This is a genomic window from Streptomyces tuirus (genome assembly GCF_014701095.1).
Classification (GTDB): Bacteria; Actinomycetota; Actinomycetes; order Streptomycetales; family Streptomycetaceae; genus Streptomyces; species Streptomyces tuirus.
Map to the genome: position 1 here is coordinate 610,970 of NZ_AP023439.1, position 26,974 is coordinate 637,943.

The window sequence follows — 26,974 nt, forward strand, 5'->3', positions numbered from 1 at the left end:
CCTGGGTCGTCTCCACCGACGGTGATCGCCGCCCGCCTGCCACTGACGGTGGACGCCTGACCCCGTGGCCTTGCTGCGCCCGCCCCTGACTCGACGCCAGTCCCGGCGGACAGGGTGCGCCTGCCCCCGACCGTCGACGCCTGACCCCGGCGGCCCGGGTGCGCCTACCGTTGAGGGGTGGGCGGCGGCGTCGTGACGCTGTTCCTGTGCGGTGACGTGATGCTCGGGCGCGGCGTCGACCAGATCCTCGCGCACCCCGGTGACCCGGCGCTGCGGGAGGCGTACGTCCGCGACGCCCGGTCCTACGTCCGGCTGGCGGAGTCGGCGCACGGGCCGGTGCCCGTGCCCGTGGACCCGTCGTGGCCGTGGGGTGCGGCGCTGCGGGTGCTGGACGAGGCGGCCCCGGACGCCCGGATCCTGAATCTGGAGACGTCCGTGACGGGCGGCGGCACGTTCGCGCCGGACAAGGAGATCCACTACCGGATGCACCCCGCGAACCTGCCCGCGCTGGCCGTGGCCCGGCCCGACGTGACCGTCCTCGCCAACAACCACGTCCTGGACTTCGGCAGCCCGGGCCTGCTGGACACCCTGGACGCACTGGCCCGGGCGGGACTGCGGACGGCGGGCGCGGGGCGCGACGCCGACGAGGCGTACGCGCCCGCGGCGGTCCCGCTCCCCGGTGGCCGTCTGCTGCGGGTGTCCGCCCTCGGGGCGCGCTCCAGCGGCATCCCGTCCGGCTGGGCGGCCACGGCGGACCAGCCGGGTGTGGCCTGTCTGCCCCACCTGTCGTCCGGCGCGGCCGCCACCGTGGTGCGGCGGCTGGGGCAGGCCGGTGGTGACCTCAGCGTGGTGTCGGTGCACTGGGGCTCGAACTGGGGGTATCGCGTCCCCCGGGAGCAGGTCCGCTTCGCGCACGCGCTGATCGACGGCGGTGTCGACGTCGTCCACGGGCACTCCTCGCACCATCCCCGCCCGCTGGAGGTGTACCGGGACCGGCTGATCCTCTACGGCTGTGGCGACTTCGTGGACGACTACGAGGGCATCTCCGGGTACGAGGAGTACCGCGACGACCTGCGGCTCGCGTTCCTCGTGTCGGTCGAGGCGGGCACCGGACGGCTGGCCGGGCTGCGCATGGTGCCGTTCCGGGTGCGGCGGATGCGTCTCGAGCCCGCGTCCCGGGAGGACGGTGCCTGGCTGCGTGCCGCGCTGGACCGGATCAGCGGTGGGGTGGGGGTGCGGCAGGAGTCCGACGGGTCGCTGGTCGTTCCCGCGCCGGCCGCGTGACGGGGGCCGTCCGGGTGGGGGGCGCCCTTCCGGGCTGGTCCGGGACTTCAGCCCGCGGGTCGGCCCGGCCGGCCGGGACTTCAGCCCGCCCAGGCCATGAGCCGGTCGCGGTTCTCCGGCTCCCGCAGCCGGGTCAGCGACTCCTTCTCGAGCTGGCGTACCCGTTCCGGGGTCAGTCCGACGCGGCGCGCGACCTCCTTGAGGGTGCGGGTGTGACCGTCGTGCAGCCCGTAGCGCAGGCTGAGGATCATGGCCTCGCGGGGCGCGAGCGTGCCGACGGCCTCGCGGAGTTCCTCGGCGAGTGCCTGGAACTCGGCCACCTCCGGGGCCTGGAGCACCTCGGTGTCGGCGATGAGGTCGCCGACGACGGTCTCGCCCTTGTCGTCCACCGGCGTGTCCAGGCTGACGGCGTCCCGTCCGACATGGCGCAGCCAGCCGATCCTGTCCTCGGTCAGGCCGCTCTCCCGGGCCACCTCCTCGACGCTCGGCTCACGCTCCAGGTCGAGCCGCAGCCGCCGCTCGACCTTGGCGATCTTCTGCAGCTGCTCCACGACGTGCATCGGCAGCCGGACGGAGCGCGCGTGCGCGGCCAGGCCCCGTTCGATCGCCTGGCGGATCCACCAGGTCGCGTACGTGGAGAACTTGAAGCCCTTGGTGTGGTCGAACTTCTCCACGGCCCGGATCAGCCCCAGGTTGCCCTCCTGGATGACGTCCAGCATGGGCAGGCCGCGGTGGGCGTGCCGTTTGGCCATCGACACCACGAGCCGGAGGTTGGCCCGGACCATGTGGTCCTTGGCCCGCTGCCCGTCGCGGACGGCCTCCTCCAGGTCTCGTCGCCGCTCGGCCGTCAGGTCGTGCTCGCCGGCGTCGGCCAGATCCAGTTCCTCCAGGGCGCGCACGCCGGTCTCCATCCGCCGGGCCAGCCGCACCTCGTCCTCGGCGGTGAGCAGCGGGGTCGCGGAGATCTGCGCGAGGTACTGGCCGAGGAGGTCCGGTTCCTCGTCCGGCTCGGGGATGCGGCGGCGCAGCCGGGCGGTGCGGGCGGGGGCCCGCCGGTCCTCCCGGACATCCGCCGCGGGGTCTTCTGCCAGGGGAGACATGGTCGGGTTCCTCCCTCTCCCGCCTCGTTCCGGCTCACCCCGGCGGGTACCCGGGGGATCGGTCCCGAACCGTGTGCCCCGGCGCCCTCGGGGGTACCCCGGGCCACATGACCGGCATCGAACTCAGCAGCAACGCGTTCAACGACCACTCGTTCATCGCGCGCCGGTACGCGTACGAGGGACCGAACATCTCCCCGCCGCTGGCCTGGAGCGGTGTACCGGACGACGCGGCCGAACTGGTCCTGCTGTGCGAGGATCCCGACGCCCCGTCGGGCACGTTCACGCACTGGGTCGTGGTCGGCATCGACCCGCACAGCGACGGTGTGGAGGCCGGGCAGAGCCCACCGGGCGGCACGGAGCTCGTCAACGGCTACGGGCAGCGCGGCTGGGGCGGCCCCCATCCCCCGCCGGGTGACGACGCCCACCACTACTTCTTCCGGCTCTACGCCCTGTCCGAACCGTGTGTCCTGCCCGACGCGCCGCGTGCGGACCAGGTGCACGCCGAGGTCGACAAGCGCCTCCTCGCGGACGGGACGCTGGTGGGGCTGTACCAGCGCTGACCCTCCCGGCTGTTTGCCGGGCCGGGCCGCTGCTCGCTTGGATGTCTCCCGGACAACGCGGGGTTGTCCGGGAGAGCGGGGAGTGCGCCGGATATGGCGGGCAGGCGGTCGCTGGGGCGGCGGTTCGGGTGGCTGTGGGGCGCGTACGCGGTCAGCACGGCCGGCACATGGCTGGCGTTCGACGCGTTCGCCCTGATCGCGGTCCTGGCGCTGGACGCCGGGCCGGCGCAGGTGTCGCTGCTCGCGGCGGTGGGACCGGCGGTCGGCGCGGCGGTGTCGGTACCCCTCGGACCGTGGGTGGAGATCCGCCGCAAGCGGCCGGTGATGATGACGGCGGACCTGGTGCGCTGTGTGCTGCTGCTGAGCATCCCCGTGGCGTTCGCGTTCGGCCGGCTGGGCTTCGGTCAGTTGCTGCTGGTGTCGGTGGCCGTGGCGGCGGCCGACATCACCTTCAACGCGGCGGCCGGGGCGTTCCTGAAGGACCTGCTGCCGCGGCAGGACCTGCTCGTGGCCAACGGCCGGTTCGAGGCGACGACCTGGACCGCCAGCATGGTCGGCCCGCCGCTGGGCGGGGCCGCGATCGGTCTGTTCGGTCCGGTGACGACGGTGGTGGCCGACGCGGTGAGCTACCTGGTCTCGGCGTTCGGCATCCGGGCGATCGGGGACGCCGAGAAGCGCGCTCCGCGGCCGGGCCGCGCGGTGCCCCGGGCCGGCGACCTGCTGGAGGGCTGGCGCCACATCCTGGCCGACCCGGTCCTGCGCCCGCTCTTCTTCAACTCGCTCCTGGTGAACTCCCTGATCATGGCGGCCTCTCCCCCGCTTCTGATCCTGTTGGTGGACGATCTGCACTTCGCGCCCTGGCAGTACGCCCTCGCGTTCGCGGTGCCCTGCACCGGCGGTCTGCTCGGCTCCCGGCTGGCCCCTCGCCTCGTCGCGCGCCACGGCCGGCACCGGGTCCTGCTCACCACGGGGGCGCTGCGGGCCTGCTGGCCGGTCGGGCTGGCCTTCACCGGCGCCGGGGCGCCCGGCCTGGCCTGGGTCATGGTGGTCGAGTTCGGCCTGATCACCTGCTGCGGCGTGTTCAACCCGGTCCTCGCCACGCACCGTCTCGACCGCACCCCCACGAGCCGGGTCACCCGCACCCTGTCCGCCTGGTCGGCCACCGGCAAGGCCACCACCGCGGCGGTCACGGCCCTGTGGGGCGTGCTGGCCGCCTGGACGGGCCCGCGCACGGCGATCGCGGTGGCCGGCGCCCTGCTCCTGGTCACGCCGTTGCTGCTGCCCCGGCGGGACGACGCCACGGGGGCCGGAGCCGAACCGGCCCCCGTGGCAGCCGAATCGGACGGCGGCTGACCTGCCCGCGGCGGCTCAGACCGCCCCGGGCACATCCTCCGTCACACCGTTCAACTCGGAGGCCGGGTCCGCTCCGTACGGGCGGGTGAGGATCTCCAGGCCGTGGCCGGCCGGGTCGAGGAAGTAGACGCCCCGGCCGCCGTCGTTGCGGTTGATGCGGCGGGGGTGGTTGCCGTGCGGGTCGGCCTGGATGGGGATGCGGGCCGCGACGAGACGGGTCAGGGCCTCGTCGAACTCTTCCTCCGAGACGAGGAACGCGTAGTGCTGCATGGGGATGTCGGCGTCGATGGTGAGGAAGTCCAGCGTGACGCCGTTGGCGGTGGTCACGGGCAGGAACACCCCGGTCGGTGCGCCGACCTCCAGTCCCAGGATGTGCGCGAGGAAATGAGCGGACTTCTGCCTGTCCCTGGACAGGACGATGGTGTGGTTGAACTCGACTGACACGGTTGAATGCCTCCACGGGCATCTCGGCGGCGCCTCCATGCCTCACCCGGCCGGTGACCGGCACGCGATGCCGCGCGGTGGATCGTAGACAGCGGGCGAGGAGGTCGTCGAGCGGTTTTCGGCCGTGTTCGGGGCCGCGGGACGGGGCGGGCCCGTCCCGGCTGTCCCGGCCTGATCCTGACAATTGTCAGGACCGTGTGGTTCCGGGTCTCCCTACAGTTCTGAACGTCGGCAAGCAGCCCGTCCCGGGGCGCTGCGGACCCGGAACAGGACCTCTTCCGGCCACACGATCCTCATCTTCGTCCTTCGGGGGACACACATGAAGCGACTGATCAGCCGTACCGCCATGGGCCTCGCGGCGACCGCTCTCGCCGTCGGCGGCCTCGCCACCACGGCCCAGGCGGCCCCGGCCGCCGCGGCCAACGGTGGCGACCCGACCCTGACCGACGTCTACATCTGGGCCACCGACGTCAACCTGCGCCAGCAGCCGACCACCGACTCCCCCCGGCTCGCGGTCCGTTCGCAGTGGTGGGGCGACGCGCTGTGCCAGACGCAGGGCCAGACCGTGCACGACCCGGCCGTCGGCACCAACAACTGGTGGACCGCCGTCATGGAGTTCTCGGGCAGTGACATCGCCTGGGTGAACAACCTGTACATCCGGGGCGGCGAGAAGATCGCCGGCGTTCCGGACTGCTGACGCCCGGCACCCTCCACATGCCTGTGGCGGGCCACCGGGAGACCGGTGGCCCGCCACAGGCGTGTGCGCGCCGAGCGGGCGGCCGGAGCACCGGCCGCCCCTGTACGGCGAGTTGAGCGGCTCAGTACCAGCCGGTGTTCAGCAGGTCGTGGCCGTCGCACGAGAGCAGGGCGCGCGAGACGCGGCCGTTGAGGTTGTTGCCCATCTGCGTGTAGGCGTAGGTGATGCCGGAGTCGACGGTCTCGGAGACCCAGCCGTCGTTGCGGCCCGCGCCGCTGTCGGAGCGCTGCAGCACGGCCTCGCAGCCGGGCCGGGAGTTCTCGATCCGGGCGAACGAGCCGCACTTGTCGGAGTAGAAGTACTTCAGGGCCATGCCCTCGAAGTACTTGGTGGCTCCGATCTGCCGGAACGTACCCGAGCAGAACGAGGTGGTGGGGTACTGACCCTCCTGCCCGTAGATCCCGTAGTTGCCGCCCGAGAACGGCTGGGCCTGGGCGGTGGCCGGAAGGAGCGCCATCACCGCGGCGGCGCCCCCCGCGGCCAGCAGTGTCGTGAGTGATCGGCGGCTCATGAGCCCTCTTTCGTGTGTCGGCGGGTGATGCGGCCTGGCGCGGCGACCGGCCCCCGGCCGGCCGTCGCGCGCTGGTCGTGACCGTACGGGGCGTCACCGCCCCGCCGACACCTGACACTTATCAGGGTCCAAGCCGCAGGTGGCCCCGCTCGGGCAGGGTCCTGACATACGTCAGGACCGCCCGTCGCGCCCGGGCTCCTATCGTGGCGCCGCGGGCCGAGGACCCGTGGGACCACCCGGGCGATCCAGGAAGGGCAACCATGCGCATGCTCCTGCGCGGCGCGGCCGCGCTCGCGGCCGTCGTCACGGTCGCGCCACTCACGAGCGGTGCGGCGGCACACCCCTGGACGGGCAGGGCCGCCGAGGCCACCGGGACCGTCCAGGCCTCCGCTGCCGCCCAGATCCCGCCCGGTGTCACCGCCGGCGTGGCCGTCTACGACCGTGAGGCCGGCACGTTCACCGAACAGGTCGACGTCAGTGCGCAGTTCCGGTCCGCCTCGGTCGTCAAGCTCCTGCTGGCCCTGGACTTCCTGTGGGACCGCGGGCCCGACTACACCATCCCCCCGGCCGACCGTGCCCGGCTGGAGCCGATGCTGCGCGGCAGCGACGACGACGCCGCCGACTACTACTGGTCGACGTACGGCGGCTCGGCGATCATCAAGCGGATGACCGACCGGACCGTGCTCGGTCTGCGCGACACGGCGCCACCGCCCGCCGGCTACCCGGGCTTCTGGGGCTACACCGCCCTCTCCGCGCGGGACACGGTGGCCATCTACCGGTACATCCTGGAGAAGGCGCCCGCGCCCGTGCGTGACTTCATCATGGACAACCTGCGCCGCTCCACCCGCTGTTCCGCCACCGACCACTTCGACCAGCACTTCGGCATCGCCGGGGCGTTCGACAAGCCCTGGGCGGTGAAGCAGGGCTGGTCCGGGAAGTACGCGAAGGGCACGTGCGGCTCTCAGCCCGCGTCCTCGGGAGCACAGGCGGGCGCACCGACGGAGTCGGCCGCCCCGGCTCCCCGGGCCGCCGCGGCCGTGGACCTGACCCGCCCCGCGCTGCACACCACCGGCACGGTGGGCCCGGACGACCGCTCGATCGTGGCCGTGCTGACGCTGCACCCGGTCGGCACGTCGTACGGCAAGGCGTACACCGACATCGGCCGGCTGACCCGCTCGCTGACCGTGCCGGGGGCGAAGCGGCCCGCCGGGACCTGGTTCGGCACCTGGGGCGAGTTCGTGAACGTCCGCAGGGGGCCGGGCACGGGCGGTGACCGGATGACGCAACTGCCCGCCGGGGTCGAGGTGCTGGTGGGCTGCCAGGTGCGGGGCGAGGTGGTGAATGTGCCGCCCTACACCAACGAGTGGTGGGCCTATCTGCCCCAGTACGGCGGCTACATCTCCAACATCTACATCAGTTCGCCGGACAACCGGCTGCCGAACGTCCCGGAGTGTGCCGCGTAGCGGCCGTGCCGGGAACGGGGGACGAGGGGTGGGCAGGGCCGCGGCCCTGCCCACCGTTCGCCGTCGCAGGGGTCAGCGCTGGTACTCGGCGAGGTAGCGCATCACCTGGTCGACGTGCGGTTTCACCCGCTCCGGCACGCCGCGCTCCTCGATGACCGTACGGTCGCTGGTGCGGTAGCCGGCCGCCACGAGCGCGGGCAGGTCCTTCTTCGGCAGTCCGGCCTGCTTGAAGCGCTGGTCGAGCCAGCACACGTACAGGCTCATGGTGGAGATCGCGTCCGGCGGGGACATGTGGTCCTTGTCGCCGTCACCGTCCCCGTCCACCGCCCAGGCCCGGAACACCGACGGTGTCCACATGGCGATGCCGTACTCCTCGCTCTGCGGCCGGGAGGCTTTGGGGGCGAAGTTGCTCTCCGCCTTGATCATCGCGGCGAGCAGGGCGGGCGTGATCTCCTCGTCGGTGCAGCGGTGGGCCGCGCGGGCGATGACGGGGCGCAGCGCCTCGGGTACGTCGGAGTCCTCGGGGATCTCACCGGCCGGCGGGTTGGGCGTGCCGGTGACGGTGGGGGTGGTGCCGTCGCGTTCGTCGTCCTGGGTGCCGCCGCCTCCCCCGAGGAGGGCCGCCCCGGCGACGGCGCCGGCGGTCAGGACGACGATCCCGGCGGCGACGGCGGGCACCAGACGTCTTCGGCGGCGGTGCGGGCCGGCGGTGACGGCGTCGACCCGGGCGGCGACGCCGTCGGCGGTGTGCGGGAGCCGGGCGGCGTGGTCCGGGGCCAGGCAGTCGGCGATCAGCCGCCGCATGTCCTCGTCGAGGCCGGCGTCGAGCCGGAGCGGTGCGGTGCCGCGGGCGTAGGTCTGGGCGGCGAGCGAGCGGGCCCGGGCCGTCGCGCCCGGGAAGGGGTGGAGTCCGCCGGTGAGGACCTGGTGGGCGAGGACGCCGAAGGCCCAGATGTCGGCGGTGGGCCGGACGACGGCGCCCTGGGTGCCGGTGCGCTGGGACCACCACTCGGGCGGCAGGTGGTCGAGGGTGCCGAGCGGCGGCAAGTGGGCGTGGGTGCCGTCGAGTTCGGTGGCCAGGCCGAAGTCCGCCAGCCATACCTGGCCGCCCGGGCCCAGCAGGACGTTGGCGGGTTTGAGGTCGCCGTGCACCCACCCGGCGTCGTGCATGTGGGCGAGTCCGGCGGCGACCCCGCGCAGGACGCGGCCGGCGTCGGCGATCGGCCCGCCCGTGCCGGCGGCGTCCAGTACGTCCTTCAGGCTGGCCTCGGCCCGGTCCATGACCAGTGCGATCGCGCCGTCGAGGGCGGGCAGTTCCGGTGCCTCGACCGTGCACACGGCGTGGGTGCGGACGAGGTGGGGGTGGTCGGCCTCCGCGCTGAACCGGACTTCGCGCGCCACGAGTTCACCGAGCGCGGCGCGCTGGCCGGGCCCGAGGGAGCCGGTCGGGAGCACCTTCACCGCGGCAGGCGTGCCGTCGGTGACCGCGCGCGCTTCGTAGACGGTTCCCCAGCCGCCGGAGCCGATGACCGTGCCGATCTCCCAGCCCTCGATGCGGAAGCCCTCCGGGAGGCCGGGCGGGCGGGGCGCCTCCAGCTCGACGTCCCGCTCGTCGTCCCGCTCCCCGGACGTCGTCATGCGCCGGCCTCCTGCGGGTCGGTGAGGCGCGCGGAGCCGCGCGGCGGCAGCAGGCCGAGGTGTTCCTCGCGGACCAGACCGAAGCGCAGGGCGACGGACGCGAGCCGGGTGCGCTTGGCGCCGGTGCGGCCGCCGTCGCCCGCGCTCGTGGCCTCCTCGCCGAGGTCGAGGCGCAGTTTGGCGAACGCGAGGTAGTCGATGTGGTAGTTGACCGCGGAGCGCGTCAGGTCCCGGCAGGACTCCAGCGGCCGCAGCCGCTCCACGATCTGCCCGACACCGGGCAGCGCCGAGTCGGAGGGGTCACGCAGCCGGGATTCGCACAGGGCCACCAGGACGAGGAAGTACTTCGACGTCGGGTCCAACGCGAAGGGGTGCACGGTCTGTTCGCCGCCGCCCGGCGCGGACTGCTCGCCCAGATAGGCGTGTTGGGGTGCGAACACCTTGAACGTGGCGGTGCCGGACAGGGCGGGCAGCACCACGCGGGAGAACTCGAAGGGCACGGGCGCCCCGAGCCGCCCGGGCGCGACGGTGAGGTACTCGCCGGCCCCCTCCAGGTTCTCCACCACGTACGACACGCTGCGGCTGAAGTTGGACAGCCGCCAGTAGTCCCCCGCGGCTTCCAGTTGCCCGGCCCGCCGGGAGATCCCGGGGTCGGTCAGGACGATGCGGACGCCCGCCCCGCCGCGTCCGAAGTCGGCGATGTCCCCCGGCCCCAGGTGGATCAGCTCGGGACTGCCCGTCTCGTCCACGCCCCACTGGGCGGTACCGGGCAACTGCACGATGATCGTTTCCACGCGGACTCCCCCGCTGATGTCGCCCCCGATTTGGTCGCGAGGATTGTACGGTCGGCTCCCGTGTGCCGCGTCGTCGGCGGGGCCGCCTCAGCGTGCGGTGTGCACCCTCTGTCACGCCGTACGTGGCCTCGCGGTTCCCCTCCGGACCGGTGATCTCCTGGTCGGCGTCGCCCGTCATCGTCGCGAGGTCGGCGATGAGGGTCGGCAGCAACGCGAACACCCTTGTGCCGTAGCCGATGTCGAGGACGTGCCGCACCTCGGTCCGCTGCCCTGTGCGCAAGTACGGGTCGGGATCGAGTCGTCGCACACCGGGGCGGCGTGGATGCCGGAAGCACTCGTCAGCCATGGGCCGACGGTGCGAAGGACGACGGCGCGCGGCCACCGGTCTCCGGTGGCCGCGCCGTGTCGTGGGAGGTGTGCCCGTCAGCCGAGGCAGATGACCAGCAGGCAGAGTTCCTTCGGCTTCGAGTCGGCGGGGGACGTCTCGGGCGGGGTGGTCGCCGCGGGCGGGGGTGTCGAGGGGGTGTCCGGCTGCTGTGCGTCGGATCCGGACCCGGCGGCCGGCGGTGTCGTCGGCTCGGTGACCTTCGACCCGGACGAACCGGCGGTGCCGGTGGCCGTGTCGACGGTGTCGGTGACGGTGGTGCGCCGGGGCGCGGTCGTGAGCGGCAGTTCGCGGGGCGCGGCGGCCGCGTCCGTGTGGGTGTCCGTCGGCGTGGTGCGGGGGTCGGCGGCCCGGGAGCGCTCGTGGCGCGAGGCGCGGTCGGCGTGCGACGGAGTCGTGGGGGTGCCCGCGGAGCGCGGGGTGTCGTCTTGCCTCGACGTCGGTTCGGCGTACGCCGGCGCCTCCCCCGCGGCACCGCCCATGGTGGTGTCCTCCGGCGTCGCGGCCGCCTGCACGCCGGGCTTCGCGTTGCCGTTCATCGCGGCGACGGTCAGGCCGCCTCCCACGAGCGCGACCGCCGTCGCGACCACGGCTCTGCGCTGGTTCTTCTTCCAGCGGGCCATCTGGCGGCGCCGGGCTGCCCGGCCCTGCGGCCGGGCCTCGTACGCCTCGGCCGTGTCGGTGTCCGGGGCGTCGTACGCGTCGGACGGGCCGGAGCCGGGACGCACCGCCATGCGCGCCGGGGTCTCGTCCCACACGGTCCCGTCGTGCCAGGTGCCCGTGGGGGCCGTGGCCGGGACCTCCCAGGCCGCCGGGCCGCCGGGGGCCATGGCGGGCGCGGGGGCCGGGCCGCGACGAGGGGCGATGGCGGAGGGGTCGATGTCCGGGGCGTAGGCGCCGCACCCCGGGCAGACCAAGGCGCCGTTGAGGTGCCGACGGCACGAGGAGCAGTAGTCCATGTGTGGTTTTCCCGATCTGGCTGTTCCGGCGGCTCGCCGGCCGCGCCTGGTCACGTTCGCACGTGGGATCGAGCCGTAACGCTAACGAGGCTTTGAAAGGACGGTGTGCAGCCTGTGTGACACCCCTGCACAGATCCTCTGGATCTCGCGTGTGCCTTGAGTGACCCATGAGTAAAAGATCCGGAGCCTGGGAACGCTCGGGCCTCCGCGCCCACCGCACCGGGATCCGGGCGCCCACTCACCCTCAACTCCCCCGATTTTCCTGGGAACTGACGCACAACCCTTTGGATGCCCCGAGGGTCACACCATGCAGGAGCAACCACCTCGAAGAGTTGCAAGGGGGAAATATGCGATTCACGCGTTCCGTCCTGGCCGCATCCGCCGTGGCGGCACTGTCCGTGGGGACCATGACCGCCCTGGCGTCGCCCGCGTCGGCCGCGCCCAACACCACTCCGCAGAAGGTCTGCGGCAGTGGCTACAAGACGGTCAACTCGGCGAAGGTCGGCTCGCTGGGGACCGTCTACCTGACCTACAACGCCTCCAACGGCGAGAACTGCGTCACGACCATCCGCAGCAACCCGGGCAAGGCCGTGAACATGTCCGCCTGGATCTCCGTCCCGGACACCGGGGAGAGCCACTACGACGAGGGCCTGTTCACGTCGTACGCCGGACCGACGTACGTCTACGGCAAGGGCCACTGTGTGGACTGGGGCGGCAGCATCGCCAACACGTACGTGCAGGTGTACGGCTCCAACTGCGGCTCCCTGAAGGAGCACCGGGTCACGTTCACCCGCTGACCCCCCTCCGGCCGGGCCCCACGGGCGACCGTGAGGCCCGGCCTCTTCCGTGCCGAAGGAGTAGCCGCGCCCAGTCACCCGTCCGGCGGACCGTGCAGGGGCCGGTGAAGTTCACGGGAACGTTCAGCTGACACGGCCGGAGCTGCGGGGCGACTCTCCCTGGGAGACGGTATTCGATATGCCGAACAAGGTTCGGCTTCTCGATCGGAGGCATGGGGCTCGAAAGGTAGGGGCTGGGCAGAGGTGCGTCAATGGTGTGAGCAGATGCCACATGTGCCCGGTGAGGAGGATGCGGCCGATGGTGAACTTCCACTCCCGTCGATGCCATTCCGCCACCGGCCACCGGACGTTACCGTTCGGTAGAGAAGCCGCTTCCGGAGGTGTCCGTATGACGTCCGACCGCTGCGAAGGCCTGGCGGAGACCGCCCGTGCGCTGGCCGCGGGGGAGGTGACGTCGCGGGCGCTGGTGGAGCGGACGCTGGCACGGATCGAGACGACGCAGGGCAGCCTCAACGCCTTCCGGATCGTCCGGGCCGAGGCCGCGCTCGCCGAGGCCGACGCCGCGGACCGGGAGCTGGCGGCGGGCTCCGGGCGGGACCCGGCCTCCGAGCGCGTGCACCGGCCGCTGCTCGGCGTCCCCGTCGCGGTGAAGGACGACATGGACGTCGCCGGCGAACCGACCGCGTTCGGCTGCTGTGGGGAGTTCCCGCCCGTCGCCGAGGACGGCGAGGCGGTGCGGCGGCTGCGCGCGGCCGGGGCCGTGATCGTCGGCAAGACCAACACCTGCGAGTTCGGGCAGTGGCCCTTCACCGAGGGCCCCGCCTTCGGCGCCACCCGCAACCCGTGGAGCACCGAGCACACGCCCGGCGGTTCCTCGGGAGGGTCGGCCGCCGCGGTCGCCGCCGGTCTGGTGCCCGCCGCGCTCGGCTCGGACGGTGCCGGTTCCGTGCGGATCCCGGCCGCCTGGACGCATCTGGTCGGCATCAAGCCGCAGCGCGGCCGTGTGTCGACCTGGCCGCGCGGCGAGTCCTTCCAGGGCATCACGGTCAACGGCACCCTGGCCCGCACGGTCGCCGACGCCGCCCTGCTGCTGGACGCGGCGAGCGGCAACCACGCACAGGACCCGCACCAGCCCCCGCGCCTCGACGTGTCCGGGGCCGTCGGCCGCGATCCGGGCCGGCTGCGCATCGCGCTCTCCCTCAAGCCGCCGTTCACGGCGGTGCCCGCCCGGCTCCTGCCCGAGGTGCGGACCCGGGTCACCGAACTGGCCGAGCGGCTCGCCGCGTTGGGTCACTGCGTGGAGGAGGCGGACCCGCCGTACGGGCAGATCGGACTGACCTTCGTGCCCCGCGCCACGGCCGGGATCGCCGAGCGCGTCGACGAGGCGCCCTTCCCGGCGCTGCTGGACCGGCGCACCCGGGACGCAGCCCGGCTGGGCCGGCTGCTCGGCGGTGCCCCGCTGCGGGCCGCACGTCGCGCGGAAGCCGTGCTGCACCGGCGTATCGGCGGGTTCTTCACGTCGTACGACGTCGTCCTCGCGCCCACGACCGCCGCTCCCCCGCCGCGCATCGGCGCCCTGCTCGAACTCAGCGGGTTCGCCACCGACCGGGCGATGATCGCGGCCTGCCCGTACGCCTGGCCGTGGAACGTGCTGGGCTGGCCGGGCGTCAACGTGCCCGCCGGATTCACGCCGGACGGACTGCCGGTGGGCGCGCAGCTGCTGGGCCCGGCGAACAGCGAGCCGCTTCTCGTGCAGGTGGCCGCGCAGTTGGAGGCGGAGCTGCGCTGGGCCGACAGATGGCCGACTCCGGTCACGGCACGTTCCGCCGCCGCCTGAGCGACCATAGGCCCTCCTCATGGCGGACGCGCCGGTGCCCGGGCTCATGGGGCGGGTGTCCGGAACGACCGGGCCCGGGCTGGTCGGCGAGGTGATCGTCCGGGTGCGCGGCGGTGCCGAGCACTTCCTCGCCCGCCCGTTGCTCGCGTCGACGGACCACGGCGGGCAGGCACCGCGGGGCGGCGCGTTGCTCGACGGGCAGCCCCGGAAGGTGCCGGTGGACGACAGGTGACCCGGGCGGCGTGCTCATGGGCGCAGCCTCTAAGGTGCCCCCGTGAGCACGTTTGCCGACGAGAACGTCCCCGGCCGTCACGGCCCCTGCGCCACCGTCCAGGCCGACCCGCGCGAGGTGGGCCGGGTGCGGACGGAGTACTCCCCCGCGCACGACGGCGACCCGGACCCCGGGGAGATCGTCTGGACGTGGGTGCCCTTCGAGGAGAACGACGGCCGCGGCAAGGACCGCCCGGTGCTGGTGGTCGCGCGTGAGACGGGCGGGACGTTCCTGGCGGTGCAGTTGTCCAGCAAGCGGCACGACGGCGACCGGGAGTGGGTGCCGATCGGCAGCGGGCCCTGGGACCGGACGGGGCGGGACTCGTGGGTCGACGTGGACCGGGTGCTGCGCCTGCACGAGGACGGTATGCGCCGGGAGGCCTGCGCCCTGGACCGCATGCGCTTCAACCTGGTCAGGCGCCGCCTGCAGGAGCGCTACGGCTGGAGCTGAACGTCTGCTCGAAGGCGCCCAGCACCGCACGGTCCCGCGTCCGGTCCAGGACGCCGAAGACCACGTGCTCGAAGGCCTGCGCGAACCGGCCGCCGGGCTCCAGCAACGCCCGGAACGCCTCCGCCACCCGCGCGGGGTCGTTGCGGAACACCCCGCAGCCCCAGGCCCCGAGGACGAGCCGGCGGTAGCCGTGGGCCGCGGCGGTCTCCAGGACGCGCTCGGCCCGGGCCGCGAGGACCCGCGGCAGTTCGGCGGCCCGTTCGGGCACCGTGCGGTGCACCACGCCCGCGTTGGGCGCGGCAGAGGTCAGGAAGCCTGCGGTGTACGGCTCGGCCAGCAGGCCGCCCCGGTCGTCGCGGAAGACGGGCACGGCCGGTGAGTGGATGACACGGTCCGTGTAGAACGGGTCGCGGTGGGCCCGGTGGTGGTCGTAGAAGGCGCGGGCCTCGAGGAGGCAGGTGTACAGCGCGGAGGCCCGGCACAGGGCCTCCTCCTGGGCCTGGGCGCCGTTGAGATAGCCGCCGCCGGGATTGCGGGCCGAGGCGAAGTTCAGCACGGCCACGTGCCCGCCGAGCCGGCGGGCGGCCTCCAGGCTGCTCTCGCCCGTGACCTCGATCTGCGTCCTGCGGGCCCCCGTCACCCGATCGGCGGGTACCGGCACCGGTTCCGGCCCGTGCAGGAGCGTGCCCTCGCGCGCCGCCCGCAGCCCGGCCGCGATCGAGACCTCGCGTCCGTCCGGAGCGCGGTAGGCGCCCGCCGCGACGATCTGCTCGGTCTGCTGGGCGATTCCGCGCAGGCGCGCGCTCACGGCGCCACCCCCGTGCGCGCCGTGACCGCGTGCCGCGCGGCCGTTCTTGTCGTGCTCACGCAAGCATCGTGAGTGATGCCGGATCTCCGGTGCAACAGAGTTTTTTCACCGTGGGAGACCCCCGGGAAAGTGCCTGGAAACACCGGGGCAGGCCGGATGACCGCCCGGGAACGCCCCGCTTCGCCCCCTTGTGCCGAGCGGCCCGAGCGTCTTGGGTGGGACAGATGATCCCGGCCCGGGCAGCCGAAGAGCCCGGACCGGTGGCATGGTGGAATCTCAGGAGGATCCCGACATGTCCGATTCGGTAAGTGGCTGTACCCGGCCACGCGCCTCACTGTCCGAAGCCGAGGTCGAAGCCCTCGTCCGCGGCATCTGTTTCAAGACCGGCCCGCCCCGGCGCCTCGGTGTCGAGCTGGAATGGCTCGTCCACGAGCTGCGCGCACCGCAGCTCCCCGTCACACCCGAACGACTCGAAGCGGCCTACGCCGCTGTACGGACCGTGCCCCTGAGGTCGGCGCTCACCGTGGAACCCGGCGGCCAGCTGGAGCTGAGCTCGCCCCCCGCCGCCTCCCTGACGGAAGTCATCTCCACCGTCTCCGCCGACCTCGACGCCGTCCGCGCGGTTCTGCGCGAAGGCGGCCTCGCCCTCGTCGGCCTCGGCCACGACCCCTGGCACGAACCCCGCCGCTTCCTGCGTCAACCGCGCTACGACGCCATGGAGGCGTGCCTGGACCGCACGGGCCCCGCCGGCCGCGCCATGATGTGCACCTCCGCCTCCGTGCAGGTGTGCCTGGACGCCGGCCACGAGGAGCCCGGGCCGCTCGGCCTGGTACGGCGCTGGTGGCTGGCCCACCATCTGGGCGCGGTCCTGGTGGCCGTGTTCGCCAACTCCCCGCTCGCCGAGCACCGGCCGACCGGCTGGCTGTCCACCCGGCAGCTGATGTGGACCCGGATCGGCGCCGGCCGGGCGGGCGGACCGCGGCTGGACGCCGACCCGCGCGGCGCCTGGGCCCGGCACGTGCTGGACTCCCCCGTGATGTGCGTACGGCGGGACGACGCCCCCTGGGACGTCCCCGAGGGCCTCACGTTCCGGGACTGGATCCGTACGGGCACGCCCCGGCCGCCCACCCGGGAGGATCTCGACTACCACGTCACGACGCTGTTCCCGCCGGTCAGGCCGCGCGGCCATCTCGAACTGCGCATGATCGACGCGCAGCCCGGCGACGACGGCTGGATCGTGCCGCTCGCCGTGACGGCGGCGCTGTTCGACGACCCGGAGGCCGCCGAGACCGCCTACCGGGCCGTGAAGCCACTGGCCGAGCGGACGCTGGGGCTGCCCGCGCCGCACAACCCGCTGTGGCTCGACGCGGCCCGCGGCGGCCTGGCCGACGCGGAACTGCGCGAGGTGGCCGTCACGTGCTTCACGACCGCGCTGGACGCCCTGCCCCGGCTCGGCGCCGCCCCCGAGGTCATCGAGGCCGTCACGGCCTATCTGGACCGCTACGTCGTCCTGGGCCGCTGCCCCGCCGACGACCTGCTCGACCGACAGCGCGGCACGGACGGCCGCGCCCACGGGAAGGACTTCCGCCCATGACCGACACCGATCCCGCCGTCGACGCCCGGGCCGTCGACCCCGAGGTCCTCCGTGAGCGGGCGGTCGCCTCACTCGTCGTGGCCCGCGACCGCACCACCCTGCTGACGAGCTGCGTGGAGGAACCCGACCTGACCGCGCAGCACTCGCCGCTGATGTCGCCGCTGGTATGGGACCTGGCGCACATCGGCAACCAGGAGGAGCAATGGCTGCTGCGGGCCGTCGCCGGGCACGAGGCGATACGGCCCGAGATAGACGGCCTCTACGACGCCTTCGAGCACCCGCGTGCCGAGCGGCCGAAGCTGCCCCTGCTGTCGCCCGCCGCGGCCCGCACGTACGCGGCCGACGTACGCGGCAGGGCGCTGGACGTGCTGGAGCGGCACGCGTTCCACGGGACGCGGCTGACGGAGGCCGGCTTCGCCTTCGGGATGATCGCGCAGCACGAACAGCAGCACGACGAGACGATGCTGATCACGCATCAGCTGCGCACGGGCCCCCCGGCGCTGACGGCGCCCGACCCGGAGCCGGCGCCCCTGTCCACGGGCCCGTCCGAAGTCCTCGTCCCGGGTGGCCCGTTCACGATGGGTACCTCCGGCGAGCCCTGGGCCCTGGACAACGAACGCCCCGCGCACCGGCGCGAGGTGGCGCCCTTCCACATCGACACCACCCCGGTGACCAACGGCGCCTACCGGGCGTTCATCGAGGACGGCGGCTACGAGGATCCGCGGTGGTGGACGACCGACGGCTGGGCGCACATCCGCAAGCACGGCATCGACGCCCCGCTGTTCTGGCGGCGCGACGGAAAGCAGTTCCTCAGGCGGCGCTTCGGCGTCACCGAGGTCGTCCCGCCGGACGAGCCCGTGCTGCACGTGAGCTGGTACGAGGCCGACGCCTATGCCCGCTGGGCGGGACGCCGGCTGCCCACGGAGGCCGAGTGGGAGAAGGCCGCCCGGCACGACCCGGCCGGCGACCGCTCGATGCGCTACCCGTGGGGCGACACCGACCCGGGGCCCGAGCACGCCAACCTCGGCCAGCGGCACCTGCGCCCGGCACCCGCCGGGAGCTACCCGGCCGGTGAGTCGCCGCTCGGCGTACGGCAGTTGATCGGCGACGTGTGGGAGTGGACGGCGAGCGACTTCCTGCCGTACCCGGGCTTCAGGGCGTTCCCGTACAAGGAGTACTCGGAGGTCTTCTTCGGGCCCGAGTACAAGGTGCTGCGCGGCGGTTCGTTCGCGGTGGACGCGGTGGCCTGCCGGGGCACCTTCCGCAACTGGGACTACCCGATCCGGCGGCAGATCTTCTCCGGGTTCCGCACGGCCCGGTCGGAGGAGGTCTGATGTGCCGGCATGTGGCCTACGTGGGCCCGGAGGAGCCTTTGGGCCGGCTCCTCGTGGAGCCGCCGCACGCGCTGTACCGGCAGTCCTGGGCGCCCCGGCACCAGCGGTACGGGACGGTCAACGCCGACGGTTTCGGGGTGGGCTGGTACGCCGAGGGCGATCCGGTGCCGGCCCGCTACCGGCGGGCCGGGCCGATCTGGGCGGACCTGTCGTTCGCCGATCTGGCCCGGGTCGTCCGCTCCCCCGCGCTGCTCGCGGCGGTGCGGGACGCGACCCTGTCGGGCGCCGACGCGGAGGCCGCCGCGGCGCCGTTCGCCGCGGGAACCTGGCTGTTCAGCCACAACGGGGCGGTCAAGGGCTGGCCCGGTTCGCTGGCCCCGCTGTCCCGGACGCTGCCGCACGAGGACCTGCTGTCGCTGGAGGCCCGCAACGACTCGGCGCTCGTGTGGGCGCTGGTGCTGGCGCGGCTGCGGAGCGGCGACGAGGAGGGCCGGGCGATGGCCGACACCGTCCTGGAGGTCGCCGCGGCGGCCCCCGGTTCCCGGCTGAACCTCCTGCTCACCGACGGCGACACCATCACCGCGACCGCCTGGGGCGACGCCCTGTGGTACCTCACCCGGCCCGGCGGCGGCACCGTCGTGGCCTCCGAGCCCTACGACGACGATCCGCACTGGCAGGAGGTTCCCGACCGGACCCTGCTCGCGGCGAGCCGCACCGACGTGCTGCTGACGCCGCTGAAGGAGCCGACCGACGCCACCGTGCCCGCACCCTTCAAGGAGCCCCGTACGTGAGCCCGTTCCACCTCACCCGCACCCTGCCCGAGGACACCACGGGGGCCGCGCTGCGCGCCGACGTCCACCGGGGCCTGACCGGCCGTCCCAAGACCCTGCCGCCGAAGTGGTTCTACGACGCGCACGGCAGCGACCTGTTCGAGAAGATCACGGAACTCCCCGAGTACTACCCCACGCGCGCGGAGCGGGAGATCCTCCTGGCGCGCTCCGGCGACATCGCCGCGGCCACCCGGGCGCGCACCCTGGTCGAGCTCGGCTCCGGATCCTCGGAGAAGACCCGGCATCTGCTCGACGCCCTCACCGGCCTGCACACCTACGTCCCGGTCGACGTCAGCGGCAGCGCCCTCACCCAGGCCGGGCAGGCGCTCGCCGCCGAACGGCCGGGACTGGACGTGCACGCGCTGATCGCCGACTTCACGGCGGAACTGACCCTGCCGGACACACCGGGGCCACGGCTGGTGGCGTTCCTGGGCGGCACGATCGGCAATCTGCTGCCCGCCGAACGCGCCGCGTTCCTCACCTCGGTACGGGCCCTGCTCACCCCGGGCGACGCCCTGCTGCTGGGCACGGACCTGGTCAAGGACGAGGAGGTGCTGGTCCGGGCGTACGACGACGCGGCCGGAGTGACGGCCGCGTTCAACAAGAACGTCCTGACCGTGATCAACCGCGAGCTGGGCGCCGACTTCGAGCCTGACGCGTTCGGCCATGTGGCGCTGTGGAACGCGGAGCGGGAATGGATCGAGATGCGGCTGCGCTCCCGTACGGCCCAGACGGTGAAGGTGCCGGCGCTCGATCTGGCCGTCGACTTCGCGGCGGGTGAGGAGATACGGACCGAGGTGTCGGCGAAGTTCCGGCAGGAGGGCGTGCGCGCCGAACTGTCCGCGGCGGGGCTGGACCTGGCCCACTGGTGGACGGACGGGCCGGGCCGGTTCGCCCTGTCGCTGAGCGTGGCGCGCTGACGTCGGGGAACCCGGGGGCGGCGGCGACGGCGGGAGGCGACATCTCGCGCTTCGCCGCCGCTTGGGGCACGGTGGAATGACGCGTGACACTCCCGTCACAGGAACGTCATGGGAAGAGGAGCAGCGGCATGTCGAACCACATCTACCGGGTCACGGAGATCGTCGGCACCTCGACGGACGGCGTCGACCAGGCCATCCGCAACGGCATCGGCCGGGCCTCGCAGACGCTGCACAACCTGGACTGGTTCGAGGTGACGCAGGTGCGCGGCCAGCTCGAGAACGGGCAGATCGCCCACTGGCAGGTGGGGCTCAAGGTGGGCTTCCGTCTCGACGAGACGGAGTAGTGCTCAGGTCCGCCCCTCGCGCTCCTGCGCCGCCTTCATCTCGGCGGACCGGGTCACCCAGTCGGCCCGTACGACGGTGAAGCCCGCACGCCGGGCGTCCGCGCAGACCAGTTCGTCGTCGTCCACCAGGACGCGGACCTCGCGGGTGCGGGCGAGCCGCCGCAGGATCTCCAGCTTGGTGAACCGGGCGGGCCGCCGGTCGGCGTCCCGCCGCATGTACACGCGCCCCTCGGGCAGCCCTTGGGCGGCGAGCCACTCCAGCGTGTCGCGCCGGCAGCGCTCGGGCCGCCCGGTGAGGTAGACGATCTCGCACTCCCGCGCACGCTCCCGGACCAGCGCGATGCCCTCCGGGACGGGCGGGTCCTGCGGCGCCGCCGAGAAGAATCCGTTCCAGTCCTTCGGTGCGCGCTGGAGGAACCCCTGCCGGTGCGTGGTGTCGGCGAGGGTGTTGTCCAGGTCGAACACGGCCAAGGGGGCCTTGCTTCGGTCGTCACTCACGCCGCCCACCCTAAGCGCAATGGAGACAGCGCGCGTGAACAAGCCATGTACACGGGTCAATTCACCTTCACAGTTGATGGCTCAAGCACAGCACTGACATACTCCGCTCTCAGCCTCGCCACCACCGTGGCCGGGGCTCGTCGGGGATCCCCACAAAGAACCCCGAGGCCGTCCGCGTGAATCCGGGCCGATGGTTATCCGGATTCGCGAACCCCCCACAGAGCCCGCACCCCCACCGTGCGTCCGGCACCCCTTCCCCCTGCCCGAAAACCGGACGCGTCCACTGACTCGACGGGGTCGAGTGCGGGGCACGATGCAGCGAAGAAGGTGCGCCTGTGCCCGAATTCTCACCGCGGCGGGAAGACCCTCCCCCATTCCCGCTGCCGCACATCGAACAAACTCCGCCGTCCCGTATATCCGACCATCCCGAATTTCACTCTCTGCGTCGCGCGCAGCGCCGGTTCGGTATCCGGGCGACCATCCTGTCCGTCGGTGGATTCCTGCTGTATGTACTGGTGTCGAGTTTTGTGCCCGTGGTGATGAACCAGCCGCTGTTCGGCCGCCTCACGCTCGGACTGACCCTCGGTCTGGGGCAGTTCGCCGTCATGGGCGTGACCGCGTGGTGCTACGTCCGGCACATGCGCACCCGGGTCGATCCGCTCGCCCGCGGCCTGAGATCCCGGCTGTACGAGACCGGGACCCGGCGCGGCCGTTCGGCGGCGCATGCGCAGGGTGCCGGGCAGCGGCTCCAGCACGGGACGAGGGGGTTCCGCACGTGGTGAGCGCCGCCGCCATCGACGACAGCAGCCTGCGGCTGACGTTCGTCCTGTTCCTGACCGTGGTCGTGATCACCCTGTTCATCGCACTGCTGACAGCTCCTCAGCGTGACGAGATCAGCGAGTTCTACCTCGGCAACCGCGCCATGTCGCCGCTGCGCAACGGCCTCGCCATGTGCGGTGACTACCTGTCGGCCGCCACGCTGCTGGGCAGCACCGGGCTGGTCGCGCTGACCGGCTACGACGGGCTGATGTACCTCGGCGGCACCACGGTCGCCTGGATGATGGTGCTGCTGCTGATCGCCGAACCCCTGCACCGCACGGGCAAGTTCACGCTGGGCGACACGGTGGCGCTGCGCCTGCCCCGGCAGCAGCGGCCGGTACGGGTGGCGCTGGCGGTCTGCATCCTGGCCATCGCCACGCTGTACCTGGTGGCCCAACTCGTGGGCAGCGTCGCGCTGCTGACGCAGTTCACCGGTGTGCCGAGCGGCCCCACCCGCACCCTGTGCGTGGTCGTGATCGGCGTCTTCGTGATCCTGTACGCCTCCCTCGGCGGCATGCCCGGCGCGACGGTCATCCAGATCATCAAGGCCGTGATGCTGGTGGTGGGCGTGCTGTTCACCGCGGGCTGGGTGCTGCACCACTTCGACTGGAACCCCGACCTGCTGCTGCAGAGGGCGTCCGAACGCAGCGGTTCCGGCCTGAGCTTCCTCCAGCCCGGGCTGCGCTACGGCGGCACCGTCAGCAACAAGCTGGACTTCCTCAGCCTCGAACTGGCCATCGTCCTCGGCCTCGCCGCCCTCCCGCACGTGCTGATGCGGCTGCTCACCCCGCGCAACAGCGGCGTCCTGCGCTCCTCGGTGGTGTGGGCCGTCGGCCTGGTCGGCGCGGCGTGTTTCGGGGCCGGCATCATGGGGCTCGGTGCCACCGCGCTGCTCGGCCGGAACACCATCGAGGGCACCGACCGCACCGGCAACGCCTCCGTGCTGCTGCTCGCCCACGAACTGGGCGGCAGCGTCCTCACCGCGCTGCTGACCTGCCTGGCGTATCTGACGCTGCTGGCCGTGGCGGTCGGTCTCACCCTGGCCGCGGCCTCCTCCCTCGCGCACGACCTGTACAGCGAGGTGATCCGCAAGGGCCGGGCGAGCGAGACGGAGGAGCTGACCGTCGCCCGGCTGTCCGGGGCCGTCATCGGGGTCCTCGGCATCCTGCTGGCCCTGGTCGCCTGGGGCGCGAACACCGCGACGCTCGCCTTCCTGGCCTTCGCCATCGCGGCGTCCGCGATCCTGCCGACGATCATCTACACCCTGTTCTGGCGGCGCTTCAGCGCCAAGGGCGCCCTGCTCAGCCTCTACGGCGGGCTGCTCTGCTCCGTCCTGCTGACCGTCTTCTCCCCCGTCGTCTCCTCGGCCCCGGGCTCCTTCTACCCCGGGGCCGACTTCGCCTGGTTCCCGCTCCAGAACCCCGGCATCGTCTCGATCCCCGTGGGCTTCCTGCTGGGCTGGCTCGGCACGGTGCTGGACTGGGGCCCGGCCGAAGAACCGGCCGCCCACGAGGAGTTCGAGCTGCGGATGCTACTGGGCGCCGACGACTGAGACGCCTTCGAGGAACCACGGCGGCCGGGCGCCGGGACACCCATTGTTAATGGGATCCATTTTCATGTAGCGTCCTCGGTGCCCGACCACCGAGGAGGAACCCATGGCTGTCCCGAAGCGGAAGATGTCCCGCAGCAACACCCGTCACCGCCGCGCCCAGTGGAAGGCGGTCACCCCGGCACTGGTGCCCGTCACCGTCGACGGCGTCCGTCACCTCGTCCCGCAGAACCTGGTCAGGGCCTACGAGCGGGGCCTGCTACGTCCCGACGGCTGAGTGCCCCGCCCCGTTGAGGAAGTGCGCGCGGACCCGGCGCAGCCAGGCCTCGACCGGCGCCTCGTCGGGTTCGTCCGGCAGCACCGTGGGACCTTCGTCGAAGGCGGCCTCGTAGTACCTGAGCAGGGGCAGGGCGACCGACGGATCGGCGGCGACGCGCTCGCCGAAGGCGTGGTACTCGTCCGGGTTCTCGACGCGGATCGTCAACCGCCCGGTGGTGTACAGCTCCAGGCCCTGCGCGCACAGCCGTTTGAGATGCCGGGCGTGCTTCGCGGTGCGGTTGCGGGTGTCGGCGGAGAACGAACCGTCGCCGCGCGCCTCCAGTCGCCGGAACTGCTGGGTGGCGTACCCGAGGTAGGCGTCCCTGACCCGCTTGGCGCACAGGAACGCCGTGCGGATGCCGATGAGTTCGTCGCCGAGCGGGGTGCGCACCTCGTACAGGTCGTCCGGGAGCCACACCAGCTCCATCGCGGTCGGGTTGCCGCCCAGGGCCAGCCGGCACCACTTGGCGGCCTCGTGCAGCGTGCGGTCCGGCGCCGTGGTGACGTGGGACTCCTTCGGCCGGCGCAGACCGTGCAGCTCCTCGGTGGGCGCGGCGAACATGCCGAGACGGTCGACGTCCGAACCCGGGCGGGCGAGACCGTAGGCGGTCGATCCGACGATGCCGGAGAGCAGGATTGTGGGGACGGTCACGGCCCGGCCGCCTTTCACTTCTGGGTACCGGACCATTGTCCTGACGTGCGCGGACGCGGTCACCCGGTTTTTCCGGCGGCGGTCCCGCCGCGCCCGCGCCGGAATACCGGCGGCCCCGTCCGGCGTAGAAACACGTATGGATCCCGTGCGCCTGTCCGTCCTCGACCGCTCCCGCACCCGCGAGGGGCACACCCACCCCGAGGCGCTGCGCGACACCGTGCGGCTGGCGCGGGAGCTGGAGCTGCTCGGCTACCACCGGGTCTGGGTCTCCGAACACCACGGCGTGCCTGGCGTCGCCGGTTCCGCGCCGACCGTGCTGGCCGCCGCCGTCGCGGGCGCGACCCGGACGATCCGGGTCGGCACCGGCGGGGTGATGCTGCCCAACCACCGGCCGCTGGTCGTGGCGGAGCAGTTCGGGGTGCTGGAGTCGCTGTTCCCCGGGCGGATCGACATGGGTCTGGGCCGGTCCGTCGGCTTCACGGACGGGGTGCGCCGGGCCCTGGGCCGCGACAAGGGCGACGCCGAGGACTTCGAAGGCCAGCTCGCGGAGCTGCTCGGCTGGTTCCGCGGCACCTCACCCACCGGGGTGCACGCCCGCCCCGCCGAGGGCCTGACCGTGCCGCCGTTCGTCCTGGCCATGGGTGAGGGGGCCGGCATCGCCGCCCGCGCGGGCCTGCCCATGGTGATCGGCGACCTGAGGAACCGCGAGAAGATGCGGCGCGGCATCGACCACTACCGCGACCGGTTCCGCCCCTCGGCCTGGGCCCCCGAGCCCTACGTCGTCATCTCGGGCACCATCGCCGTGGCCGCCACCCCCGAGGAGGCCCGGCGGCTCCAGCGCGCTCTGGCTCAGGTGGACCCGTTCGGAGATCTCCTGGACGCGGTAGGACGGCGTGCCCTTCGGTGTCCGGCACCCGGCGAGGACGTCGAGCACCTCGAAGTCGCTGGCGCACAGCCCGTGGCCGTGCAGCGCACGATCGAGCTCGCACTGGGTCCGCGCGTGCAGCGCCAGAATGTCCCGCCACTGTTCCACGAGCGCCTGCTCGGCCTGCTGAGCCATGCGCCGCACCGTAACAGAGAACCGAGATTGTTGCACCTGAATTAAATGCGTTTGCATCTCATGCACACGCATGTAGTGTCCGGGGTATGACCTCTCCGCTCATCTGCCCCGCCTCCGAAGGGCGTTGGACGCCACGGCTCTGGGGCACCCTGCTCGTGCTCTGCGCCGCGATGTTCCTGGACGCCCTGGACGTGTCCATGGTCGGCGTCGCCCTGCCGTCCATCGGCGCCGACCTCGGCCTGTCGACCTCGGCGCTGCAATGGATCGTCAGCGGCTACATCCTGGGCTACGGCGGTCTGCTGCTGCTCGGCGGACGCGCCGCCGACCTGCTGGGCCGGCGTCAGGTCTTCCTGGTGGCCCTGGGCGTCTTCGCGCTCGCCTCGCTGCTCGGCGGACTCGTCGACTCGGGGCCGCTGCTCATCGCCAGTCGCTTCATCAAGGGCCTGAGCGCGGCCTTCACGGCCCCCGCCGGCCTGTCGATCATCACCACGACGTTTCCCGAGGGCCCGCTGCGCAACCGGGCGCTCTCCATCTACACCACCTGCGCGGCCACCGGCTTCTCCATGGGCCTGGTGCTCTCGGGCCTGCTCACCGAAGCCAGTTGGCGCCTGACCATGCTGCTGCCCGCACCCATCGCCCTGATCGCGCTCGTCGCCGGTCTGAAGCTGCTGCCGCGCAGCGAACGGGAGAAGGACCACAACGGCTACGACGTCCCCGGCGCCGTCCTCGGCACGGCCTCGATGCTGCTGCTGGTCTTCACTGTGGTCCAGGCACCGGAGGCCGGTTGGGCGTCGGCCCGCACCCTGCTGTCCTTCCTCGCGGTGGCCGCGCTGCTGACGGTGTTCGTCCTGGTGGAGCGGCGCTCGGCGGGACCGTTGATCCGGCTCGGCGTGCTGCGCTCCGGCAGCCAGATCCGCGCCCAGCTCGGCGCCATGGCGTTCTTCGGCTCGTATGTCGGCTTCCAGTTCCTGGCGACGCTCTATATGCAGTCGCTGCTGGGCTGGTCGGCGCTGCACACGGCGCTCGCCTTCCTGCCCGCGGGCGCGCTCGTGGCGGTGTCGTCGACGATGGTGGGCACGATCGTCGACCGGTTCGGCACCCAGCGGCTGATCGCGGGGGGCTTCGCGCTCATGGTTCTCGGATACGCGCTGTTCCTGCGCGTCGACCTGGACCCGGTGTACGCCGCGGTGATCCTGCCGAGCATGCTGCTGATCGGCGCCGCCTGCGCCCTGGTCTTCCCGTCTCTCAACATCCAGGCCACCAACGGCGTCGACGACCACGAGCAGGGCATGGTCTCGGGCCTGCTCAACACCTCCGTCCAGGTCGGCGGAGCGATCTTCCTGGCCGTCGTCACGGCCGTGGTGACCGCCGGCGCCCCCGCGGACCCCACTCCGCAGGCCGTCCTGGACAGCTACCGGCCCGGGTTCATGGTCGCCACGGGCATCGCCGTCGCCGGCCTGCTGATCACCCTCACCGGCCTGCGGCCCAGCCGGGGGAGGAAGTCCGCGGGCCCGTCCGTCGTGGTCGCCAAGTCCACTCCCAAGGAGGCGGAGCGCGTCGCCGTGCGCGACTAGTGCTTCGGGGGACGCCTCCGGCCGTGCGCCCGGCGGGCTGCCTCGCCCGCCGGGCGCACCCCTGTTCGACT

28 protein-coding genes are annotated in these 26,974 nt (G+C 72.8%); 19 read left to right on the forward strand and 9 right to left on the reverse strand.

Features of this window, described 5'->3' with window-relative positions:
* Nucleotides 1-177 precede the first annotated feature (177 nt).
* Complete coding sequence (locus tag IGS69_RS02905; RefSeq protein WP_190896661.1) at nucleotides 178-1,284, forward strand: CapA family protein; 1,107 nt, start codon at nucleotides 178-180, stop codon at nucleotides 1,282-1,284.
* Nucleotides 1,285-1,364: 80 nt separating this feature from the next.
* Here IGS69_RS02905 and IGS69_RS02910 read toward each other — a convergent pair whose 3' ends face one another.
* Entirely contained in the window at nucleotides 1,365-2,384 is a 1,020-nt protein-coding gene (locus IGS69_RS02910; protein WP_190896663.1) for a sigma-70 family RNA polymerase sigma factor, read from the reverse strand.
* A 107-nt stretch (nucleotides 2,385-2,491) separates the two neighbouring features.
* Here IGS69_RS02910 and IGS69_RS02915 point away from each other — a divergent pair, with 107 nt between their 5' ends.
* Nucleotides 2,492-2,944 (forward strand): YbhB/YbcL family Raf kinase inhibitor-like protein, encoded by a 453-nt coding sequence (locus tag IGS69_RS02915; RefSeq protein ID WP_190896665.1) that lies wholly within the window; start codon nucleotides 2,492-2,494, stop codon nucleotides 2,942-2,944.
* A gap of 93 nt (nucleotides 2,945-3,037) precedes the next feature.
* A complete protein-coding gene (locus tag IGS69_RS02920; protein ID WP_190896667.1) occupies nucleotides 3,038-4,297 on the forward strand; it encodes an MFS transporter in 1,260 nt (419 codons plus the stop codon).
* 15 nt (nucleotides 4,298-4,312) lie between these two features.
* Here IGS69_RS02920 and IGS69_RS02925 read toward each other — a convergent pair whose 3' ends face one another.
* Nucleotides 4,313-4,741, reverse strand: a complete 429-nt coding sequence (locus IGS69_RS02925; protein WP_190896669.1) for a VOC family protein — start codon at nucleotides 4,739-4,741, stop codon at nucleotides 4,313-4,315.
* A 319-nt stretch (nucleotides 4,742-5,060) separates the two neighbouring features.
* On the opposite strand from IGS69_RS02925, the gene IGS69_RS02930 reads away from it, so the two are divergent.
* Entirely contained in the window at nucleotides 5,061-5,438 is a 378-nt protein-coding gene (locus tag IGS69_RS02930) for a peptidase M23 (RefSeq protein ID WP_190896670.1), read from the forward strand.
* Between the two features lie 121 nt (nucleotides 5,439-5,559).
* Here IGS69_RS02930 and IGS69_RS02935 read toward each other — a convergent pair whose 3' ends face one another.
* Nucleotides 5,560-6,009, reverse strand: coding sequence for a hypothetical protein (locus IGS69_RS02935; protein ID WP_190896672.1), 450 nt, complete (start codon nucleotides 6,007-6,009; stop codon nucleotides 5,560-5,562).
* A gap of 260 nt (nucleotides 6,010-6,269) precedes the next feature.
* On the opposite strand from IGS69_RS02935, the gene IGS69_RS02940 reads away from it, so the two are divergent.
* Entirely contained in the window at nucleotides 6,270-7,472 is a 1,203-nt protein-coding gene (locus IGS69_RS02940; RefSeq protein ID WP_190896674.1) for an SH3 domain-containing protein, read from the forward strand.
* Nucleotides 7,473-7,544: 72 nt separating this feature from the next.
* Here the strand turns inward: IGS69_RS02940 and IGS69_RS02945 are convergent, their stop codons facing one another.
* The 3 genes from IGS69_RS02945 to IGS69_RS02955 all read right to left on the reverse strand — a co-directional run bounded on the left by IGS69_RS02945 (nucleotide 7,545) and on the right by IGS69_RS02955 (nucleotide 11,248).
* Nucleotides 7,545-9,110: a serine/threonine-protein kinase gene (locus IGS69_RS02945; protein WP_190896676.1), complete on the reverse strand. Its 1,566-nt coding sequence runs from the start codon at nucleotides 9,108-9,110 to the stop codon at nucleotides 7,545-7,547.
* Nucleotides 9,107-9,904: a serine/threonine protein kinase gene (locus IGS69_RS02950; RefSeq protein WP_190896678.1), complete on the reverse strand. Its 798-nt coding sequence runs from the start codon at nucleotides 9,902-9,904 to the stop codon at nucleotides 9,107-9,109. Before IGS69_RS02950 ends, IGS69_RS02945 begins: the two co-directional genes overlap by 4 nt.
* A gap of 423 nt (nucleotides 9,905-10,327) precedes the next feature.
* Complete coding sequence (locus IGS69_RS02955; RefSeq protein WP_190896679.1) at nucleotides 10,328-11,248, reverse strand: SCO2400 family protein; 921 nt, start codon at nucleotides 11,246-11,248, stop codon at nucleotides 10,328-10,330.
* A gap of 347 nt (nucleotides 11,249-11,595) precedes the next feature.
* Between IGS69_RS02955 and IGS69_RS02960 the strand changes: the two genes are divergently transcribed.
* The 4 genes from IGS69_RS02960 to IGS69_RS02975 all read left to right on the forward strand — a co-directional run bounded on the left by IGS69_RS02960 (nucleotide 11,596) and on the right by IGS69_RS02975 (nucleotide 14,603).
* On the forward strand, nucleotides 11,596-12,045 hold the full coding sequence (locus IGS69_RS02960) for a spore-associated protein (protein WP_190896681.1): 450 nt from the start codon (nucleotides 11,596-11,598) through the stop codon (nucleotides 12,043-12,045).
* Nucleotides 12,046-12,433: 388 nt separating this feature from the next.
* Nucleotides 12,434-13,882 carry an amidase gene (locus IGS69_RS02965; RefSeq protein WP_190896683.1) on the forward strand — a complete coding sequence of 483 codons (1,449 nt, stop codon included), beginning with the start codon at nucleotides 12,434-12,436 and terminating at the stop codon, nucleotides 13,880-13,882.
* Nucleotides 13,883-13,901: 19 nt separating this feature from the next.
* Nucleotides 13,902-14,114 (forward strand): hypothetical protein, encoded by a 213-nt coding sequence (locus IGS69_RS02970; RefSeq protein ID WP_190904771.1) that lies wholly within the window; start codon nucleotides 13,902-13,904, stop codon nucleotides 14,112-14,114.
* 42 nt (nucleotides 14,115-14,156) lie between these two features.
* A complete protein-coding gene (locus tag IGS69_RS02975; RefSeq protein WP_190896685.1) occupies nucleotides 14,157-14,603 on the forward strand; it encodes a type II toxin-antitoxin system PemK/MazF family toxin in 447 nt (148 codons plus the stop codon).
* On the opposite strand, the gene IGS69_RS02980 is transcribed toward IGS69_RS02975, so the two are convergent.
* The gene (locus tag IGS69_RS02980) at nucleotides 14,566-15,411 is read right to left on the reverse strand and encodes a TIGR02452 family protein (protein WP_190896687.1); all 846 of its coding nucleotides are present in this window, start codon (nucleotides 15,409-15,411) and stop codon (nucleotides 14,566-14,568) included. The genes IGS69_RS02975 and IGS69_RS02980 overlap by 38 nt on opposite strands.
* A 292-nt stretch (nucleotides 15,412-15,703) precedes the next feature.
* Between IGS69_RS02980 and egtA the strand changes: the two genes are divergently transcribed.
* The 5 genes from egtA (at nucleotide 15,704) to IGS69_RS03005 (ending at nucleotide 20,433) form a co-directional block, all read left to right on the forward strand.
* Entirely contained in the window at nucleotides 15,704-17,005 is a 1,302-nt protein-coding gene (gene egtA, locus IGS69_RS02985; protein ID WP_190896689.1) for an ergothioneine biosynthesis glutamate--cysteine ligase EgtA, read from the forward strand.
* Nucleotides 17,002-18,339 carry an ergothioneine biosynthesis protein EgtB gene (egtB, locus tag IGS69_RS02990; RefSeq protein ID WP_190896690.1) on the forward strand — a complete coding sequence of 446 codons (1,338 nt, stop codon included), beginning with the start codon at nucleotides 17,002-17,004 and terminating at the stop codon, nucleotides 18,337-18,339. Before egtA ends, egtB begins: the two co-directional genes overlap by 4 nt.
* Nucleotides 18,339-19,130: an ergothioneine biosynthesis protein EgtC gene (gene egtC, locus IGS69_RS02995; RefSeq protein WP_190896692.1), complete on the forward strand. Its 792-nt coding sequence runs from the start codon at nucleotides 18,339-18,341 to the stop codon at nucleotides 19,128-19,130. The genes egtB and egtC overlap by 1 nt, the downstream gene beginning before the upstream one ends.
* Nucleotides 19,127-20,089: an L-histidine N(alpha)-methyltransferase gene (egtD, locus tag IGS69_RS03000; protein ID WP_190896694.1), complete on the forward strand. Its 963-nt coding sequence runs from the start codon at nucleotides 19,127-19,129 to the stop codon at nucleotides 20,087-20,089. The genes egtC and egtD overlap by 4 nt, the downstream gene beginning before the upstream one ends.
* Nucleotides 20,090-20,217: 128 nt before the next feature.
* A complete protein-coding gene (locus IGS69_RS03005) occupies nucleotides 20,218-20,433 on the forward strand; it encodes a dodecin (protein ID WP_190896697.1) in 216 nt (71 codons plus the stop codon).
* Nucleotides 20,434-20,436: 3 nt separating this feature from the next.
* Here the strand turns inward: IGS69_RS03005 and IGS69_RS03010 are convergent, their stop codons facing one another.
* Nucleotides 20,437-20,931 (reverse strand): phosphatase domain-containing protein, encoded by a 495-nt coding sequence (locus tag IGS69_RS03010; RefSeq protein ID WP_232543418.1) that lies wholly within the window; start codon nucleotides 20,929-20,931, stop codon nucleotides 20,437-20,439.
* A 335-nt stretch (nucleotides 20,932-21,266) separates the two neighbouring features.
* Here IGS69_RS03010 and IGS69_RS03015 point away from each other — a divergent pair, with 335 nt between their 5' ends.
* The 3 genes from IGS69_RS03015 to rpmF all read left to right on the forward strand — a co-directional run bounded on the left by IGS69_RS03015 (nucleotide 21,267) and on the right by rpmF (nucleotide 23,576).
* Nucleotides 21,267-21,713 (forward strand): DUF485 domain-containing protein, encoded by a 447-nt coding sequence (locus tag IGS69_RS03015; protein ID WP_190896701.1) that lies wholly within the window; start codon nucleotides 21,267-21,269, stop codon nucleotides 21,711-21,713.
* Nucleotides 21,707-23,302 (forward strand): solute symporter family protein, encoded by a 1,596-nt coding sequence (locus IGS69_RS03020; protein WP_190896703.1) that lies wholly within the window; start codon nucleotides 21,707-21,709, stop codon nucleotides 23,300-23,302. The genes IGS69_RS03015 and IGS69_RS03020 overlap by 7 nt, the downstream gene beginning before the upstream one ends.
* A gap of 103 nt (nucleotides 23,303-23,405) precedes the next feature.
* Entirely contained in the window at nucleotides 23,406-23,576 is a 171-nt protein-coding gene (gene rpmF, locus IGS69_RS03025; RefSeq protein WP_190896705.1) for a 50S ribosomal protein L32, read from the forward strand.
* Here rpmF and IGS69_RS03030 read toward each other — a convergent pair.
* On the reverse strand, nucleotides 23,559-24,305 hold the full coding sequence (locus tag IGS69_RS03030; protein WP_190896707.1) for a nucleotidyltransferase domain-containing protein: 747 nt from the start codon (nucleotides 24,303-24,305) through the stop codon (nucleotides 23,559-23,561). The genes rpmF and IGS69_RS03030 overlap by 18 nt on opposite strands.
* A 100-nt stretch (nucleotides 24,306-24,405) precedes the next feature.
* Between IGS69_RS03030 and IGS69_RS03035 the strand changes: the two genes are divergently transcribed.
* Together IGS69_RS03035 and IGS69_RS03040 are read left to right on the forward strand one after the other, a co-directional pair.
* Complete coding sequence (locus IGS69_RS03035) at nucleotides 24,406-25,374, forward strand: MsnO8 family LLM class oxidoreductase (RefSeq protein ID WP_232543420.1); 969 nt, start codon at nucleotides 24,406-24,408, stop codon at nucleotides 25,372-25,374.
* Nucleotides 25,375-25,415: 41 nt separating this feature from the next.
* The gene (locus tag IGS69_RS03040; protein WP_190896709.1) at nucleotides 25,416-26,903 is read left to right on the forward strand and encodes an MFS transporter; all 1,488 of its coding nucleotides are present in this window, start codon (nucleotides 25,416-25,418) and stop codon (nucleotides 26,901-26,903) included.
* Nucleotides 26,904-26,974 lie beyond the last annotated feature (71 nt).

Excerpts from the sequence above, each read along its gene's own strand:
- IGS69_RS02940 (WP_190896674.1), top strand. The coding sequence starts at position 6,270 with ATGCGCATGCTCCTGCGCGGCGCGGCCGCGCTCGCGGCCGTCGTCACG.
- rpmF (WP_190896705.1), top strand. The coding sequence starts at position 23,406 with ATGGCTGTCCCGAAGCGGAAGATGTCCCGCAGCAACACCCGTCACCGC.
- IGS69_RS02965 (WP_190896683.1), top strand. The coding sequence starts at position 12,434 with ATGACGTCCGACCGCTGCGAAGGCCTGGCGGAGACCGCCCGTGCGCTG.
- IGS69_RS03005 (WP_190896697.1), top strand. The coding sequence starts at position 20,218 with ATGTCGAACCACATCTACCGGGTCACGGAGATCGTCGGCACCTCGACG.
- IGS69_RS02960 (WP_190896681.1), top strand. The coding sequence starts at position 11,596 with ATGCGATTCACGCGTTCCGTCCTGGCCGCATCCGCCGTGGCGGCACTG.
- egtB (WP_190896690.1), top strand. The coding sequence starts at position 17,002 with ATGACCGACACCGATCCCGCCGTCGACGCCCGGGCCGTCGACCCCGAG.
- IGS69_RS02955 (WP_190896679.1), bottom strand. The coding sequence starts at position 11,248 with ATGGACTACTGCTCCTCGTGCCGTCGGCACCTCAACGGCGCCTTGGTC.
- IGS69_RS03030 (WP_190896707.1), bottom strand. The coding sequence starts at position 24,305 with ATGGTCCGGTACCCAGAAGTGAAAGGCGGCCGGGCCGTGACCGTCCCC.
- IGS69_RS02930 (WP_190896670.1), top strand. The coding sequence starts at position 5,061 with ATGAAGCGACTGATCAGCCGTACCGCCATGGGCCTCGCGGCGACCGCT.
- egtC (WP_190896692.1), top strand. The coding sequence starts at position 18,339 with ATGTGCCGGCATGTGGCCTACGTGGGCCCGGAGGAGCCTTTGGGCCGG.
- IGS69_RS02915 (WP_190896665.1), top strand. The coding sequence starts at position 2,492 with ATGACCGGCATCGAACTCAGCAGCAACGCGTTCAACGACCACTCGTTC.
- IGS69_RS02970 (WP_190904771.1), top strand. The coding sequence starts at position 13,902 with ATGGCGGACGCGCCGGTGCCCGGGCTCATGGGGCGGGTGTCCGGAACG.
- IGS69_RS02935 (WP_190896672.1), bottom strand. The coding sequence starts at position 6,009 with ATGAGCCGCCGATCACTCACGACACTGCTGGCCGCGGGGGGCGCCGCC.
- IGS69_RS02910 (WP_190896663.1), bottom strand. The coding sequence starts at position 2,384 with ATGTCTCCCCTGGCAGAAGACCCCGCGGCGGATGTCCGGGAGGACCGG.
- IGS69_RS03040 (WP_190896709.1), top strand. The coding sequence starts at position 25,416 with ATGACCTCTCCGCTCATCTGCCCCGCCTCCGAAGGGCGTTGGACGCCA.
- egtA (WP_190896689.1), top strand. The coding sequence starts at position 15,704 with ATGTCCGATTCGGTAAGTGGCTGTACCCGGCCACGCGCCTCACTGTCC.
- IGS69_RS02920 (WP_190896667.1), top strand. The coding sequence starts at position 3,038 with ATGGCGGGCAGGCGGTCGCTGGGGCGGCGGTTCGGGTGGCTGTGGGGC.
- IGS69_RS03035 (WP_232543420.1), top strand. The coding sequence starts at position 24,406 with ATGGATCCCGTGCGCCTGTCCGTCCTCGACCGCTCCCGCACCCGCGAG.
- IGS69_RS02945 (WP_190896676.1), bottom strand. The coding sequence starts at position 9,110 with ATGACGACGTCCGGGGAGCGGGACGACGAGCGGGACGTCGAGCTGGAG.